Origin of the sequence: Pseudomonas sp. NA-150, assembly GCF_044336365.1 — a bacterium.
Classification (GTDB): Bacteria; Pseudomonadota; Gammaproteobacteria; order Pseudomonadales; family Pseudomonadaceae; genus Aquipseudomonas.
Map to the genome: position 1 here is coordinate 912255 of NZ_CP172305.1, position 16828 is coordinate 929082.

Annotated in this window: 13 protein-coding genes and 1 riboswitch; of the genes, 2 read left to right on the forward strand and 11 right to left on the reverse strand. The window is 60.9% G+C overall.

Annotated features, from left to right (window positions below; translation table 11 throughout):
- Positions 1-147 precede the first annotated feature (147 nt).
- The 10 genes from ACF0H7_RS04425 to ACF0H7_RS04470 all read right to left on the reverse strand — a co-directional run bounded on the left by ACF0H7_RS04425 (position 148) and on the right by ACF0H7_RS04470 (position 14201).
- Positions 148-840, reverse strand: a complete 693-nt coding sequence (locus ACF0H7_RS04425; protein ID WP_397451584.1) for a pseudouridine synthase — start codon at positions 838-840, stop codon at positions 148-150.
- Positions 841-846: 6 nt separating this feature from the next.
- The gene (locus tag ACF0H7_RS04430) at positions 847-1086 is read right to left on the reverse strand and encodes a cysteine-rich CWC family protein (protein WP_397451585.1); all 240 of its coding nucleotides are present in this window, start codon (positions 1084-1086) and stop codon (positions 847-849) included.
- A 4-nt stretch (positions 1087-1090) separates the two neighbouring features.
- On the reverse strand, positions 1091-4288 hold the full coding sequence (locus ACF0H7_RS04435; protein ID WP_397451586.1) for a dermonecrotic toxin domain-containing protein: 3198 nt from the start codon (positions 4286-4288) through the stop codon (positions 1091-1093).
- Positions 4289-4435: 147 nt separating this feature from the next.
- Positions 4436-6244: an allophanate hydrolase gene (gene atzF / locus ACF0H7_RS04440; RefSeq protein WP_397451587.1), complete on the reverse strand. Its 1809-nt coding sequence runs from the start codon at positions 6242-6244 to the stop codon at positions 4436-4438.
- Between the two features lie 28 nt (positions 6245-6272).
- Entirely contained in the window at positions 6273-9902 is a 3630-nt protein-coding gene (uca, locus tag ACF0H7_RS04445) for an urea carboxylase (RefSeq protein ID WP_397451588.1), read from the reverse strand.
- Positions 9903-10137: 235 nt separating this feature from the next.
- Positions 10138-10767 (reverse strand): urea amidolyase associated protein UAAP2, encoded by a 630-nt coding sequence (locus tag ACF0H7_RS04450; protein WP_397451589.1) that lies wholly within the window; start codon positions 10765-10767, stop codon positions 10138-10140.
- An 11-nt stretch (positions 10768-10778) separates the two neighbouring features.
- Positions 10779-11498, reverse strand: coding sequence for an urea amidolyase associated protein UAAP1 (locus ACF0H7_RS04455; protein WP_397451590.1), 720 nt, complete (start codon positions 11496-11498; stop codon positions 10779-10781).
- A 13-nt stretch (positions 11499-11511) separates the two neighbouring features.
- Positions 11512-12276: an ABC transporter ATP-binding protein gene (locus ACF0H7_RS04460; protein WP_397451591.1), complete on the reverse strand. Its 765-nt coding sequence runs from the start codon at positions 12274-12276 to the stop codon at positions 11512-11514.
- Positions 12273-13088, reverse strand: coding sequence for an ABC transporter permease (locus ACF0H7_RS04465; RefSeq protein ID WP_397451592.1), 816 nt, complete (start codon positions 13086-13088; stop codon positions 12273-12275). The genes ACF0H7_RS04460 and ACF0H7_RS04465 overlap by 4 nt, the downstream gene beginning before the upstream one ends.
- A 27-nt stretch (positions 13089-13115) precedes the next feature.
- Positions 13116-14201, reverse strand: coding sequence for a putative urea ABC transporter substrate-binding protein (locus ACF0H7_RS04470; RefSeq protein WP_397451593.1), 1086 nt, complete (start codon positions 14199-14201; stop codon positions 13116-13118).
- Between the two features lie 62 nt (positions 14202-14263).
- Positions 14264-14365, reverse strand: a riboswitch (guanidine-I (ykkC/yxkD leader).
- A 345-nt stretch (positions 14366-14710) separates the two neighbouring features.
- Here ACF0H7_RS04470 and ACF0H7_RS04475 point away from each other — a divergent pair.
- Both ACF0H7_RS04475 and ACF0H7_RS04480 read left to right on the forward strand, forming a co-directional pair.
- Positions 14711-15196 carry a hypothetical protein gene (locus ACF0H7_RS04475; protein WP_397451594.1) on the forward strand — a complete coding sequence of 162 codons (486 nt, stop codon included), beginning with the start codon at positions 14711-14713 and terminating at the stop codon, positions 15194-15196.
- A 116-nt stretch (positions 15197-15312) separates the two neighbouring features.
- Positions 15313-15645: a hypothetical protein gene (locus tag ACF0H7_RS04480; protein WP_397451595.1), complete on the forward strand. Its 333-nt coding sequence runs from the start codon at positions 15313-15315 to the stop codon at positions 15643-15645.
- Positions 15646-15655: 10 nt separating this feature from the next.
- Here the strand turns inward: ACF0H7_RS04480 and ACF0H7_RS04485 are convergent, their stop codons facing one another.
- Positions 15656-16768, reverse strand: a complete 1113-nt coding sequence (locus ACF0H7_RS04485) for an enoyl-CoA hydratase/isomerase family protein (RefSeq protein ID WP_397451596.1) — start codon at positions 16766-16768, stop codon at positions 15656-15658.
- Positions 16769-16828: the final 60 nt, after the last annotated feature.

Genomic DNA, 16828 nt, shown 5'->3' on the forward strand with positions numbered 1-16828 from the left:
TCGGCGCGGCAAAAGGTTTCTTGGATGGCACTCGTGACTGGCAAGTCACATGTGGACCGTGCGATTTCATTCAAGCAGGCTCACGGGGATGTCGCAAGTGCCGTTGGGGAAATTGTTGGACAACTTCTGCTGAACGGTAGCAGAGGTTCAGACGGCGAGAATTTCCTCTGTGGTCAGGGAGCGGTATTGGCCAGGTGCAAGCAAGGGGTCGAGATAGAGCGGTCCCATGCGTTCCCGGTGCAGGCGCAACACCTTGTTGTTGAAGTGGCCGAACATGCGTTTGACCTGGTGATAACGGCCCTCGACGATGCTCAGGCGCCCTGAATGCGGGCCCAAAACCTCCAGTTCGGCAGGCTGGGTGGTGAGGTTTTCGAAGGCAAAATAAAAACCTTTGGCAAATTTTTTCACGTAGTCCGGGCCGATTTCTTGCTCGGTTTCGACGTAGTAAATCTTTGACTGTCTGGTTTTTGGTTCGGTCAAACGGCGGGACCAGAGGCCATCGTTGGTGATCAGCATCAGACCAGTGGTATTGAAGTCGAGCCGACCGGCGATGTGTAAATCCTGCTTATCCGGCTCGTCCAGCAGATCGAGGACGGTCGGGTGCTGCGGGTCGAGCGTCGCACTGACACACCCTGGCGGTTTGTGCAGCATGAAATAACGTGCGGGTTTGCCATCCTGCAGCACCTCGTCGTCGCACTCGACTCGACTGAATTCGCGCACCTCGAACAGCGGATCGCTGACGACCAATCCGTCGACTTTGATCCGTCGGGCGACCAACGCGAAACGCACGTCCTTGCGACTGAAACGTGGCAGGTTGCTGAGGAATCGATCCAGGCGCATACCGAGCTAGTCGCTGCGTGGCGAATGGCTGTCGACTTCAATGCGAGCGCAGCCCGGGCACAGGCAGGCCTGGTTGCGCACCGCTTCGGGCAACGCTTCAAGCACCGCGAGATCGATGCTCACGGCGAAGCACCAGCAGGGCTTGGTCGCGCTGCGCGGGTCGGCCAGGGTGCAGCGGTTGCTCAGGCCACAGACCGGGCACAGGTCAGGGCTGATCGGGTTGGAGTGCGTTGTGGGATCGTTCATGGCGTCATGCTACGGGTGGCTGATACGTCGGGGCAAGTCCGAACAGGCCTTTAAACGCGGAGCAGCGACAATGCACCAGCAAGATTTTGTCGTAATGAATACCTTGGGCGGATAACGCATTGAACAGATTTTCCAGCGTGGGATGGGCGATGCCCAGGCGATTTCTGACGGTCAGCACGTCCACCGGTGTCGATGCCAGCTGGCCGTGTAGCGGTGACAGGTTCGAGTTGCGCACCAGGTAGCTGATGTCTTGATAGCTTTCGCCATCCTGACTCTGAAATTTCGACAGACGATAATTTCTGATCATTCCCGGACGCGACGTGCCAGCCAGTAGTTTGTCCGTCATGACATACGGCGTTGGAAGGTTCGATGTCGACGCCAGCGTGTTATCGACGTTGTTCAGGATCGAGAAGGTTTTGATTCTTTTGCGGATAACCCGATGCAGACCAGGGTCGGGCAGTGAGTAACCATGGGGGACATACGTCCTGAGTTCGGTGCCGTTGGGGATCTGTGCGGTTTTGCCCCACGGCAGATCGTACCCATGAGTACTGACCAACAGCGTCCTTGCCTGAGCGGTGTCTGACGTCCACAGCAAGAAATTTCGTTCAAGTTTCCAGACGTTGACCGGCAAGGTACCGAAAGCAGGATGACCGGGAATGTTCCAAGTCTTGAGCAGGCTGTCGGTATTGAAGAAACGCTCTAATCGGGTTTTGCGCGCATTGACCAAGCGATTGAGCAGTGCGCTAAACGATTTGCTGCGGATAACTGAGTTGAGAGGAATGCTCAGCCGGGTAGTGAGCGCTGGGGTGGCGATTTTTCGGAGCGCACGCAGCAAGCGCGGGGTAGAGGGTGCTGCTTGCAGTAGACCAAGTGAGAGTGCAGTGACCAATGCCTGATTCTTTTCGCGATAACGGCCGCCGGGTAACTGTGCCGAACTGATGTTCAGTGACAGGACACCGAGCTCGGTGGCCAGAGAGGCCATCGCGGCGGGTGTCAGGAAAAATGCCAAGGGTGCCAGCAGGAGCTGTAGACGATTGAGTTGGTGTGTCCAGTAGTCGAGCGCTACCTGTTTCGAGGTGATGATTTGATCTTGCGCATCATCCAGACAGTTTTGCTTCAAGGTCTCGCGCATGAAGGCGAAAGGCGACCCGGTCAGGGCTTTTTCGCACAATGAGTGAGCTTGTGCCTTACGCACGTCATGGTTATACAAAACGTCCGTCCATGGCCGAAACACCGACGTCGGTGCCGTGGGTTGTTGCTCGTGGGCCCATAGTTTCAGCAGGTAGTCGAACCGTTGATGATGCCGGACCGGGAGGTAACTCAGGACTACCTGCCGCCACTGCGCGGCCTTGGCAGCGGTTTCGATATGCTGGTTCAGTTCGTCGCTGCTGTTGAATTCGATGAAGGCTTGGGCTTGCCCGGCCTGATAGAGCACTCTCGGTGATTTGCCCGCAGGGACCAGTACCAGCAAGCCGGCGCAATAGTGTTCCTGCGGCCCATCGATGAGCGAATACTGCACATAGAGACCGAGCGCCACCCAGCGCACAGCGTCGATGCGGGTGTCCAACGCCTGGACCACGGTATCGAAACCAACGCGTGACAGCGTGCCTCTCTTCAGGCTGATCACGGCCTGGGCGAGAAACGTTGTCTTGAATGATTGCTCGATAAACGCCTGTTGATTGTCCCAGAACGTATCGATGGCCTGAGTCATCTGGGCGAGAAAATCGATGCCTTTGACCAGACGTTCAATGGCATCGGCGTCGATGGCCAACAACCTGTCGTCAGTCCACTGACCCTTGCCATCAGGGTCGGTGTAGACGATGTTGCGAGCGCCGTGATCGAGATAACCCTCGGCGTGTTCGACGCGATAGTTAGTCATCAGTGCCTGACTCAAGCTGATCGGTTTTTCATTCGGTACATGAACGTGAGTGGTGGGCGTACGTGCGTTGCCCAAGGGGCTGGTCGACGTTCCGCGCACGTAGCGAATGAACACCTGATCCGGGTTCACTGCCAATCCGTGATGCCGCTTGATCAGGGTGCGCATGACGCGCCCGGCGACCTTGAGCGCCACCGGCACTCGCTCCAGAATGGGCGGTTCTGATTGCCAAAGATCCAGGGTGCTGATAATCCGCAGGCCTCGTGCGATGGGTTCGAACAGGGCAGCGTCGTCGCCAGTTTGATGAATATCGGTGTCCAGGCGATCCAGGGAGAATCGCTTCTGCGCCGCCGTCAGTGCCGCGAATACATCGCCTTCAATCGTTTTGCTCCCGAGAGTGGCGAGCTCCTTGCTCTCGCTATGCACGACGTCCAGGCAGGGCGCGAGCCATGGCGATGCATTGGCCGCGGCCAGCAGTCTGTTCGTCATGTGTTCCGGGTTGTCGCTGATGTATTCAAGGGCGGACGGTTTGCGCCCAAGGGTGTGGATAAAACAATGGGAGGTGGTTGCTGATCGCAGCTGAAAAACACCTGGGATGCACTGCTCGTTGATCGACAACAGACTGATGGCGGCGCGAGTGGCCCTGGCCGGGCGTTCGAGGCAGTCAGGCGTTTTGGGGAATGCTGTCAGACCCAAAGCGTCGAGTGCGAGGTGGTAACCGTCACGACTGATCTTTTTCTGGCGGTACTGTCTGGCCAATCCTGCCAGGAAGGAAAGCTTGGCAAGGGCGCAGTAGGTGGCCTCATGCCGGGCCCAGAATACCTCCCACAACACGGCATAATCATCGGTCCAGCGCGCGTTCATGATCAGTCGTACTGCTGCGGTGGTCGTCAGCTGTGGGCTTGAGTGATCCAGCGGGCGATCGGGCTCGATACAGCGAATCAAGGCCAGAAAATCTCGAGGAGTAAATGACAGCAGCGCCAGATCGGTCAGCGACAGTTGCAGCGAGTAGTGTTCGTGCCCGTCGACCTCCACCGCCGGATTGTCCTCGGTGCTGAAGTGCACATGCAGGTCGTCGGGCGACAACGGTTTGCCGGCAGTGTCCTGCAGCGCGCGGGAGAGCCGCTGTTGCAGGTAAGTGCGTACGGGCGGCGGCCAGTCCATGTCCAGTTGGTAGGCTTTCAGCACCAGCGTCGCACCCGTCAACATCCGGGCAACGGGGCTTTTTCTCAGGCTTTCGAGCCTTTTTTGGTTGAGGTCAGGGGGCGGTGTTACCGGGGGGAGCGTGGCGGTCATGTCGACGTAAGGGCTGGCGAAAGTGAGCACTCACTATGTCGCCTGAAGCGCCCTCACATCGTATAGCTATGTACGGCAAGCGGTAAAATCATGATCCCGTCGTAGCAGCGTGGCTTGCCGGCGATGGCGATTTTATGAGCACTGACGCCAGCAAGCCGGACTGCTATGGGGTTTTTTTTACGCGTTCAGATAGGCGCGCCAGCCGCCCAGATGGCTGATGTTGGTGGCGCCTTCCAGACCGTAGGGTTCACAGATAAATCCGCTTTCCCAGCGACCGTCGTGCAACTGCACCTTGCCCACTCCCAGCGGTGCCGGAATACCGGTGAGGAACGAACCCAATTCACTGCTCGGCAGTTCCCAGACTTCCACGGCAATCGCCACGCCGTCTTGCGCAACACGCACCATGCCCGGCCGAAATGGCGGGCCGCCAGCCAGGGCGTAGAGCTGATAGTCCGGCGAGCTATGAGTGGCTTCCAGCAAGCGCGCGCCGCGTTGTTTGAGTTGCCAGTTCAACGCCAGCCCGTCGAGGTGTGCGCCGCAAACCACCAGACGCGCTTTGTCATTGCGAGCGGTGGCGGCGGGTGCCGACAGGTTCAGTGGATGGCCGCCAATCACCGGCAAGTCGCTGTGCCGTTGCAGAGCGTCGGCGAGGCTCAGCAGGTATTGATCGGTGAACACGCGACCGAACAAGGTCACGCCCCACGGCAGTCCGTTGGCCATGAAGGCGCTGGGAACGGCGACCGCGGCGTAGTCCAGCAGGTTCATGAAGTTGGTGTAGTAACCCAGCTCCGAGTTGCGCAGCACCGGTTCCGCTTCCAGCTCGGCGAGGGTCACCGGGCGCGGGATGGACGGGGTGATGACGCAGTCGAGAGGTTCCAGCGCTTTGTCGCACAGCGCCTTGAGTGCCTGCAGGCGGTATTGCGCGCGAAAGGTCTGTACGCCGTCGACTGCTGGGGCTTTGGCCAACACAGCGCGAATCACCGGCAGCACCGCTTCTGGACGGGTCTCCATCAGTTCCCCGGCGACGCTGTAACGCTCAGCGACCCACGGGCCGTTGTACAACAGGCTCGCGGCTTCGAGGAAGGGTGACAGGTCGAGTGTGACCGCTTCGCCGCCCAGCGCGATCAAGCGTTGAATGGCGGCATCGAACAGAGCCGGGCCTTGCTCACAACCAAAGAACTCCAGGTCTTGCGGGCGAGGCACGCCGAAACGGAACGGCCGAGGTGCGCCGAATGCCGAGCCGTCGTTCCACAGCGGGTTGCTGCGGCTGTATTCATCACGCGGGTCGAGGCGGGCGGTCAGCCCCAGCAACTGGCTGGCTTCCCGTGCGGTGGCGGTGAAGGTAGTGACGCAATCCAAAGTGCGACAGGCCGGGACCACACCGGCGGTGGAGATCAGACCTTTGCTGGCCTTCATGCCCACTAAATTGTTCAGCGCGGCGGGTACGCGACCCGAACCGGCGGTGTCGGTGCCCAGTGAGAAACTGGCGACGCCCAAAGCCACTGCCAGCGACGAGCCGGCGCTGGAGCCGCCCGATGGATAATCGGTCAACACGCTGTTCGGGCAGGCACCGTAAGGCGAGCGACTGCCGTTCAATCCGGTGGCGAATTGATCGAGATTGGTCTTGCCTAGCGGGATCGCGCCGAGCTGAATCAACTGTTCGACGATGGTCGCCGAGTGCTGCGGCGTATAGGCGAAATCAGGGCAGGCAGCGGTGGTCGGGATGCCGGCCAGATCGATGTTGTCCTTGATCGCGAACGGCACGCCGTACAGCGGCAGATCCTTGATGTCGCGACTTTCCAGTGAAATCAGATACGGTTCCAGTTCGGCGACGCTGAGCAGGTGGATGAACAGGTGATAATCCGGGTTCAACGCAGCGGCTTTGTCGCGCAGGGCGAGAATCAATTGGCGAGGTGTCTGGCTGCCAGCTGAATAGGCAGCACGTACGCTGTCGAGGCGTAGGTCGTTCAAAACAGTGAGTGTCATGGCGAAATTCCGTTAAAAATTAAAAGATTCAGTCTGCTTCCAGGACCACGACCCGTTGCCCGGCGCGCACCGCCGATCCGGGTTGCACACGGACCTCGCGCACGGTGCCGGCCAGGGTCGCCAGCAGTGGGATTTCCATCTTCATCGACTCGAGAATCACCAACACATCACCGACTTCGACCCGATGGCCGACCTCGACCTGGACTTGCCACAGGTTGCCGGCGATATGGCTATCGATGCTGTGTTGCCCGGCGTCCAACGGCGCATCGTCGGTGGCCGGTGCGGCCGCTTCGTCGCTCTCGAAATTCGCCTGACCGCTGGCGATCCAACGCTCGCGCTCGGCGTTGAACGCACCTTGCTGTTGCGCACGGAACGCGGCGATGCCCTCGGCTTCGCGGGCGAGGAAGTCTTGGTAATCGGCGAGGTTCAGGGTGCTGTGTTCGATGTTCAGCTCGAAGCGACCCAGCGGAAAATCGCGGCGGATACGCAACAATTCGTCAGCGCTGACCGGGTAGAAACGGATCTGGTCGAAGAAGCGCAACAGCCACGGTTTGCCATCGAACGCGGCGACTTCGCGGTAGCGGTTCCACATCTGCAGCGTGCGCCCGACGAACTGGTAACCGCCGGGGCCTTCCATGCCGTACACGCACATGTACGCGCCGCCGATGCCTACCGAGTTCTCGGCGGTCCAGGTGCGCGCCGGGTTGTATTTGGTGGTCACCAGACGGTGGCGCGGATCGAGCGGGGTGGCGACTGGCGCGCCGAGGTACACGTCGCCCAGCCCCATCACCAGATAACTGGCGTCGAACACCGTGCGCTGTACTTCGTCGAGGTTCGGCAGGTCGTTGATGCGGCGGATGAACTCCAGATTACTCGGGCACCACGGTGCGTCTTTACGCACGGTGGTCATGTATTTCTCGATGGCCAGTTGGCAGGCCGGGTCGTCCCAGGACAGCGGCAAATGCACGATGCGTGAGGGCACTTGCAGGTCCTTGCTGGCGCACACGGCGTCCCATTCGCCGGCGACGATGGTCAGCAGTTTTGCCAGCGGCAATTGCTCGGGTTGGTAGTGCACTTGCAGCGAACGAATGCCCGGGGTGAGATCGATGACGCCATGCAACGCCTTGGCTTCCAGCGCTTGCATCAAGGCATGGCCACGGAACCGCAGCACCAGATCCAGCTCCGGGGCGCCGATTTCCAGCAGCAGGTGGGTGTCGCCGGACAGGCGTGCGACGAGGCGGGTGTCGTCCTGACCAATGTCCAACACAATCGGCGACATCAACTGTAGGAGCGGGCTTGCCCGCGATGACTGATTGTCATCCACCAGGGATGTATCGGATGTACCGGCCGCATCGCGGGCAAGCCCGCTCCTACAGAAGGCGGCGCGAGCGGCTTCGACGGTTACCGGAGAAAACTGTACTTTGTCTCCCGCCTTGAGCTGCCCCAGTTGCCACAGATCCGCCTCGATGATGGTTACCGGGCACACAAAACCGCCGAGGCTCGGGCCATCGGGGCCGAGGATCACCGGCATGTCGCCGGTGAAGTCCACTGCGCCGATGGCGTAAGGGTTGTCGTGGATGTTGGACGGATGCAACCCGGCTTCGCCACCGTCGGCGCGGACCCATTCCGGCTTCGGCCCGATCAGGCGCACGCCGGTGCGGCTGGAGTTGAAGTGCACTTCCCAATGGGTGGCGAAGAAGGTCTCGATGTAGTTTTCGGTGAAGTATTCCGGCGCGCCGTGGGGGCCATAGATCACTCGAATCTGGCGCACGGCGGGCAGGTCTTGAAGCTGCTCTTCAGGTACACGCTGACCGACACTGCGATCACTCAGCGCAGGAATGTGCAGCACGTCGCCAGCGCGCAAGGCACGGCCGCCATGGCCGCCAAACTGGCCAAGGGTGAAGGTGCTTTTGCTGCCCAGGTAATCCGGCAACTCCAGACCGCCGCGCACACACAAATAACTGCGCGCGCCGGCACCGGCGATGGTGCCGAGGGACAGGGTCGAACCTGCCGGCAGCAGAAGCGCCGTATTCATCGCCTGAGGTTCGCCATCCAGCGTCACTGGAATAACCGCGCCAGTAACAGCGACTACCGCATCGGTATTGAAGCGCAACAGCGGCCCGCTCATGGTGATTTCCAGCGCGGCACAGCCCTCGGCATTCCCCAACAGCAGATTGCCCAGACGCAACGCGCGGCTGTCCATCGGTCCCGACGGCGGCACACCGACGGCCCAGAAACCCAGGCGCCCCGGATAGTCCTGCACGCTGGTCTGGGTGCCGCCGCTCAGCACTTCGAAGGTGTTGGCGCGATACACCAGCGCTTCCAGGCAACGGGTCCACGGCTGGCCGCTGGCGAACGGTGCGTCGACGATGATTTGGCGCAGGTAATCGCGATTGGTTTCCACGCCGTACAGATGACTGTCCGCCAGCGCTTGCTCAAGGCCGGCGCTGGCCTGTTCACGAGTCGGTGCCCAACTGATCAGCTTGGCGATCATCGGGTCGAAGAACGGCGGAATCTCGCAGCCGGCTTCAACCCAGGTGTCGATGCGCAACGTTTTGCCGTCGGCCACCGGGAAGTCCACTGCAGTCAGCAAGCCAGGGCAAGGCTGGAAATCCCGACCCGGATCTTCGGCATACAGACGCGCCTGAATCGCGTGCCCCTGAGGTTGCAAGCCGTCGCGCAACTGGCCAAGTGGGGGCAGATCACCTGCCGCCAACTGCACCATCCAACTGACCAGATCAACGCCCCACACTTGCTCGGTGACGCCGTGCTCGACCTGCAAACGGGTGTTCACTTCGAGGAAGTAAAAGCGCTGGTCTTTGCTGTCAAACACGAACTCCACAGTGCCGGCGCTACGGTAGTTGACCGCCTTGGCCAGCTTGATGGCGGCTGCACACAGTTCGTCGGCCATGCCTGCCGGCAGGTTCGGCGCCGGGGTTTCTTCGAGGACTTTCTGGTTGCGGCGTTGTACCGAACAGTCACGTACACCGAGGGCGATGACTTCGCCCTGGCCGTCACCGAACACCTGCACTTCGAGATGGCGGGCGCGTTGGATGTACTTCTCGATGAACACCCCAGCGTCGCTGAAGTTGTTCTGGCCAAGACGTTTCACCGCTTCGAAGGATTCGCTCAGCTCGGCAGCACTGCGACACACGCGCATGCCAATCCCGCCACCACCTGCGGTGCTTTTCAGCATCACCGGGTAGCCGATCAGTTCGGCGGCACCCAGCGCATCGTCGAGGCTGTCGAGCAGCTCGGTGCCTTCCAGCATCGGCACGCCATGCTGTTTGGCCAGCGCGCGAGCGGTGTGCTTGAGACCGAATACGCGCAGTTGTTCCGGCGTCGGGCCGACGAAGGCAATCCCGGCGTCTTCACAGGATTGGGCGAAGGCTGCGTTTTCCGAGAGGAAGCCGTAACCGGGATGGATCGCCCTGGCGCCAGTGGCCTTGGCGATGGCGAGGATTTTATCCACTGCCAGGTAGGTTCCGGCCGCGCCGCCTTCACCGAGGCTGTGGGCTTCGTCGGCCTGGAGGATGTGCAGGCTGGCGGCATCGGCTTCGGAGTAAACCGCCACGCCCTTGACCTGCAAAGTGCGCAGGGTTCGCAGGATGCGGCAGGCGATGGCGCCACGGTTGGCAATCAGCAGTGTGTCGAACATGGCATAAACCCCGGAAACCGCTGGCTGCACGGTTTCGTAATGGGAAGCGGGCCGTCCCGCTGTTTTTCGTCGTACATCGAGGCCGTCCCCGATGGAGGATTCTGGTTCTTATGTAGGGGTTGCCGCTAACGCGGCAGATCGCAGCCTTCGGCAGCTCCTACAGAGGATTGCGTGAGGCACTGTCCGGACCGGCTTTGGCACAGAACGAACAGCCACCGGCGAAGACTTTTCATGGTCAGTCCCATATCAAAAACTGCGCAGGTGTCGGGTTGTAGGCGTTGCACGGGTTGTTCAGTTGCGGGCAGTTGGAGATCAGCACGATCACGTCCATTTTCGCGCGCAGTTCGACGTATTTGCCGGGCGCCGAGATGCCGTCTTCAAAGGTCAGCCCGCCATCAGCGGTGACAGGCACGTTCATGAAGAAGTTGATGTTCGGCCCGATGTCGCCTTTGCCCAGACGCCCGTCATGCACACAGGCGCGCAGGTAGTTGTCGCGGCAGCTGTGCATGTGGCGTTTTTCCAGGGCGTAACGCACGGTGTTGCTCTCTTGCGCGCAGGCACCGCCGAGGGTGTCGTGACGGCCGCAGGTGTCGTCGACGATGGTCAGCATCGGCTTGCCGAGGTTCGAATACAGGACGCTGCCGGTGGTCAGGTACACGCTATTCTGCCGACGCAGAGTGCGTTGCACGTCGTAGCGTTCGCGCGGGTTGGCCAGGCTGTAAAACAGCGTGTCGACGGCCTGATTGCCTTCCAGGTCGAGGATGCGCAGGGTTTGTCCGGCTTTGACTTCCTTGAGGAAGGGCTCGCCGGCGGCAATGGTCGCGTTGTAGATCGCGGCTTCAGGGTGTTTGGCAGTCAAGGTCATGGCGGCGCTCCTCACGCGAACAAGCGATCAGTGTTGACAAAACCGCGCTCGTTCTCCGGGCGCGAGGTGCGGCAGTGCTCGGCGACGCTGGCGTCGGCGCGCATCCAGCTGAGCTTCACCGGCTTGGGTGCGTACTGCGGATCGGGGTCCATCGGGTGTTGCAGCGCGGTCAGCACGACGAGGGTGTCCATCGGCGCATACAGCTCGATGAAGTCGCCGGCTTTCGAGTTGTCGGCGACGAAGTGGAAACGGCCGTCAGCATCGACGTTGACCCGGCTGAACAGGTTCAGGGTCATCAACAGGTCGGACAGGCCCAGGCCCCACTTGCCCAGTTCCACCAGCAGGTTGTCGGTGCCGTTGCGGAAGAAGCCATTGCGCAGTTCTTGATAGCGGCCCTGGCCGTATTTTTCCGCGACTTCTTCAGCGCACAACACGCCGCCGATGCTGTCGCTCCAGCCACAGGAGTCGGCGGTGATCGCCGCCAGCACGCGGCCCATGTCCGAGTACAGGCAGTGGCCGCTGGTGAGCTTGGCGGTGTGTTGGCATTTGAGGCTGTCGGGCAGGTTCAGGCGCTCGGTTTTCTCGTTGGCATTGAGCAGCGTCAGGCTGACGTTGGCGCCGCCGCGGATGTCGGTCAGGCGCAGCAACTGGCCGCGCTTGAGTACGAACGAGCGGTGGCCGCCACCGGGCAACAGCTCTTCAGCAAAAATCGGAAACAGTGAGTCAGTCATGTGCAGTGTTCCTTCAAACCGTTTGCAGCGAATCGAAGGCGGCGCGTGCAGCGCGGCGGTCGCTGTTGAGGGGAATGTCGTAGGTGATGCGGGCGCCATAGGCACCGGGCGCGTGCGGGTCGTGACGAATCTTGTCGAAAACCAGCAGGCGTGTGCCGAGGTTGAAGCCCTCGGACAAATCGTGGGTGACCATGAACACGGTCAGTTGCGTTTCGCGCCACAGCTCCAGCAGCAGGCCGTGCATGTCTTTGCGGATGCCGGGGTCCAGCGCGCCGAACGGTTCGTCGAGCAGCAACACGCGGGGTTTCATGATCAGTGCCTGGGCGATCGCCAGTCGTTGTTGCATGCCGCCGGACAGCTGCGTCGGATACTTGTCCAGCGAGTGGCTAAGGCCGACCTTGTGCAGCAATGCCGCCGCCTGTTCGCGGGCCTCGCGCTTGGCTGTGCCGAACAATCGTCCGAGCAGTGCCGAACGTGGCAATTCCAGACCCAGCGCCACGTTGTCCAGCACCGAGAGGTGCGGGAACACCGAGTAGCGTTGGAAAACCACACCACGGCTGGAATCTGGCTCGCCCACCAGTGGTTTACCGTCCAGATGAATCTGTCCGCGACTCGGCACTTCCTGGCCTAGCAACAGGCGCAGGAAAGTCGATTTGCCGCAGCCAGAGGCGCCGACCAAGGTGCAGAACTCGCCTTCGTTGACGCTCAGGTTCAGGCCTTCGAGTACCACTTGATCGTCGTACTGTTGCCAGACGTTATTCACCGAAATGAAGCTCATGCGCGTGCTCCTTCATACCAGGGGAACGCGCGTCGGGTCAGGGCCTTGAGGCCCCAATCCATTAGCCAGGCCAGCAGAGTGATCCACACCACGTAAGGCAGGATCACGTCCATCGCCAGGTAACGCCGCACCAGGAAGATCCGGAAACCCAAGCCGTCGGTGGAGGCGATGGCTTCGGCCGCGATCAGGAACAACCAGGCCGAACCCAGCACCAGCCGCAGCGCAATCAGCAGACGCGGCAGCAATTGCGGCAGAACCACTCGCAGGATCAAGGTCCAGGTCGAGGCGCCCAAGGTCTGCGCCTTGATCAGCAACTCCACCGGGATTTCCTTGGCCCGTTGCTCCAGATCCCGCGCCAGCACCGGGGTGATGCCGATCACGATCAGCATCACTTTCGACAGCTCACCCAGACCAACCACGATGAACAGAATCGGCAGGATCGCCAGCGGCGGCACCATCGACAACACCGTCAGCAATGGCGACAACGGCGCGCCGAACAACGGCAGAATCCCCGAAGCGATGCCCAGGCACAGCCCCAGCAAGGCGCTGATGCCCAGGCCAATCGCCAAACGTTGCAGACTGGAACCGGTGTCTTGCCACAGCAGATAACCGCCGCTGCGCTGGTCCTCGGTAAAGGCCATGCGCTTGACCGCATCGGTCATCTGCACCGCGCTGGGTAGCAGCTTGTCGTTGGGGTTTTCCGTCAGCCGGCTTGCCGAGCCCATGAAATAGGCAAAGAACAACAAGGCGAACGGCAGGATCACCAGGACCAGGCGACTGGCGCGATCCGGACGGCGGTTTATCAAACGCATGGCAATGACCTTTGGGCTGGGACGCGGTTACAGCTTGCCGTCGGCAGCCATCTGCACGTAGCTCGGGTCGAAGCGCAATTTGATGTTGCCCTTGTCACCGGTGCTGACGTCTTTGGCGAAAGCGATGCCGACCGCGCCCGCGTTTTTCGCGCCGTCGCCGAGCAGGCCGTGGGCGAACGAGAAGCTCGCGACTTTATCCATGGTCGTCGGCAGTTTCGGGCTGTTGGCGAACTCCAGTGCTTCCTTCGGCGTGGCGAACAGCTTGGTGGTGTCCAGTTGCGACTGGAAGCCAGCAAGATCGGTCCCGGAAGCCTTGGCCATGTGTTCCAGCGCGGAGGTGCTGGCAGCGTTTTTCGCGTTCATCAGCGCGACCACTTCGAACCAGGCGCCAGTCAGTGCCTTGCCCAGTGCCGGGTTGTCTTTCAGGGTCTGGGTGTTGACCACCATCATGTCCATGATCTCGCCAGGGATCTGGCTGGAGTCGAAGACTTCGGTGACGCCCGGCTTGGCCTTGATATCCGCCAGCATCGGGTTCCAGGTGGTGACGGCTTTGACCTCGTCGGTGTTGAAGGCGGCGCTGATATCGGCGTCCGAGGTGTTGACCACTTTCAGGTCTTTCTCGGCCAGCTTGGCGCGCTCCAGGCCTCGGGCCAGCAGGTAGTGCGAGACCGACAGCTGCACCAGATTGACGTTCATGCCTTTGAGGTCGGCCAGGGTCTTGCCTTCGCCCTTGAGGACGATGCCGTCGTTGCCGTTGGAGAAGTCGCTGACGATCAGCGCAGTGCTGTCCAGACCGCCGGCAGCCGGGATGGTCAGGGCGTCCATGTTGGTCATGGTGCAGCCATCGAACTGGCCGGCGGTGTATTGGTTGATTGATTCGACGTAGTCGTTCAGTTGGGTGACATCAATGGTGATGCCGTACTTCTTGGCCCACTTGTCGACGATGCCTTGAGTGCCAGCGAACTCCCACGGCATCCAACCGGCATAGATGGTCCAGCAGACGTTGAAGTGTTGTTTCGGGGCGGCAGCGTGTGCCGAGAGGCTCAATGCAGCGGCGGCGAAACCAGCGGCCAGCAGGGGAATCAGGCGAGATTTTTTTACAGAGAGCTTCATGTAACAACCTCCAGTAGGAAAAATTTAGGCGTTCAGGAGTCACGTGACACCACTGGTGTCCTGTCTCCCGGGCTTTTATCCCGCCGTGTAACCTCTACTGGAGGTCGCCAACTCTCGGACCAGCCACTCGCTTGTGGCGAGCCGGAACCCTAGTCGGCTATTGCAAATTGTGGTGCCGCGAACCGTTTTGACTCCTGCACAAGGATTGCTAAGCGAGAGGCGTGCCAAGTTGCTGCGGACCTTGGTTGGCAAGGGGTGATAGATTTTTGCAGATACAGATACGAAAAATTTCGCCTTGATATGGTGCGGGCATGCACCGGAGTAGGGCGCAGGATTTTGTAGGAGCGGCTGAAGCGTTGTGTCCGCGACAGCCTGCAGCGCCACATATACTTTTGCCGCAAAGGCACTCGCGAACCGATTTGCTGTCTGACGTTATGTCCGTCGTGCTGTATCCGCGGACGCCGACCAGCGTCGCTGGTTTGAGCTCTATCGCGGTCCAGGAGGCCGCTATGTATCGACGACCTTTGCTCATTGCTTTGCTGGGTTTGACGCTGTCAGGTTGCTACGGAGGTCCCGGTTACTACGAATCAGACGTGTACACCGCACCGGTTTACGGCACGCCGGTTTACACCGACAGTTATTACTACAGTGGTTCTTATTACGGCGGCAGTTACTACCGTCCAGGTTATGTCGTGCACCCCGGCTATTACGGCGGACATGGCCCTTATTATCCAAGACCCGGCTATGGCGGGCCCGGTTACGGCCACGGTCCAGGGTACGGCTATGGCCACGGTGGACCACCTCCCGGCTCGGGTTTTCACCCGGGTCCAGGTGTCCCCGGCGGCGGTTATCACGGCGGCGGCTCCGGGTATGGTGGTGGTTATCATCCGCCATCGGGCGGTGGCAGTGGCGGGCGGCCCGGAGGGCACTCCGGTGGCGGCCACGGCAACAGCAATGGTGGTAATGGTGGTGGCTCTACCGGTGGTCGCCGCTAACGCGGTATTCAGCGGCGCTCGGCAGGGCGCCGTTTCTTCTTGACGGAAAATACGGGCTCGTACAGTCCCGGCATCGGCTGATGAAGCCGAGTTGCCCGGGCTTTCAGGAGGCCATCATGCGTCGACAACTCGTACTCATAACTTCAGCTGCATTACTGCTGATAGGCCGCAGCGTCTGCGCCGAAGGCTATGGCGGCACCACTGACTATGGTCAACCCGGTTCGCTGACGACGCCCGGATATTATTCCCCGCGTCCCAGTTACATGACCTTGCCACCCAGTGCCGAACCAACGAGACCCTCCGTCGACCGAGGCCCGGCGGGGCAGGGCTGGGACCCGCGTTATCCGGGCAATCCCGGTTTTCAGCGCGGTCCGCCACAGCATTACGAGCGTCAGTACGACGGCCATTATGGCGCCGGCGGTGGGCGTGGCCCTTGGGATCGCCCCTAGTCGTGACCCATCAGTAATCCGACAAGTCCGCTAACGGATGCCGACCCTCCCAAGCCTTGTCAAAGTGTGCTTCGACCACCTTCTGCGGCACGCGCGCGACGTCAGGCCAATGCCAATGTGGAGTGTGGTCTTTGTCGATCAGGCGCGCGCGCACCCCTTCGCTGAATTCGGGATGCTGGCAGCAATTGAGGCTCAGGGTGTACTCCATCTGGAACACCTGGGCCAACGACAAATGCCGCGCGCGGGCGATTTGTTCCCACACCAGATGGGCGGTCAGCGGGCAACCTTCCTTGAGGTTTTTTGCCGCGCGGTGGAGCACGGTGTCGTCATGGCTGTGCAACTGGGCGATGGCGCGCCAGGCCGAGGCAATATCGGCGACATCTAGCCATTCATCGATCTGCGCCCGGCGCGGTAGCCATTGCGCAGCCGGCATTTGACTGACGGCCTCCTGCTGCAAGGCCTTGAGCAGGCTGTTGAGTTGGACGGCGGTCTGCTCCTCCCAGTTGAGTTGCAGCAGGCCTTCGATCAACGCTTCCTGCTGTTCATCCAGCAGAAAACGGTCGGCCAGATCCAGGTCCAGGGCATCGCGGGCGTTGATCTGTGCACCAGTCAAGCCGAGGAACAAGCCCAGCTTGCCGGGCGTGCGCGAGAGAAACCAACTGGCGCCGACGTCGGGGTACAGGCCGATGCTGATTTCCGGCATCGCCAGACGACTGCTGGGCGTCACGATCCGAACCCCGGCCGCTTGCAGCAAACCCATGCCGCCGCCCAGCACATAACCATGGCCCCAACAGATCAACGGTTTTGGGTAGGTGTGCAGGCGGTAGTCGAGACGGTATTCCGCCGCAAAAAAATTCGCGGCCAGCGGCGGCACTTCGCCGGGGTGAGCGCGGCAAGCCTCCACCAGACTGCGCACGTCGCCACCCGCGCAAAAGGCCTTGTCGCCATTGCCGCGCAGCACTACGCAGACGATTTGCGGGTCGTTGGCCCACGTCTCAAGGCGATCCATCAGTGCCAGAATCATTGGCAATGACAGGGCATTGAGTGATTTTTCCGCATCCAGTGTCGCGATACCGATGCGCGCACCGCCTTGGGCATGCAGCTCTTCAAATTGCAGATTCATAGAGATCTCTCGAAAAAGCAGGGCAACCGGCCATTAAGGCTCTGATACCGCGGGGCCGTG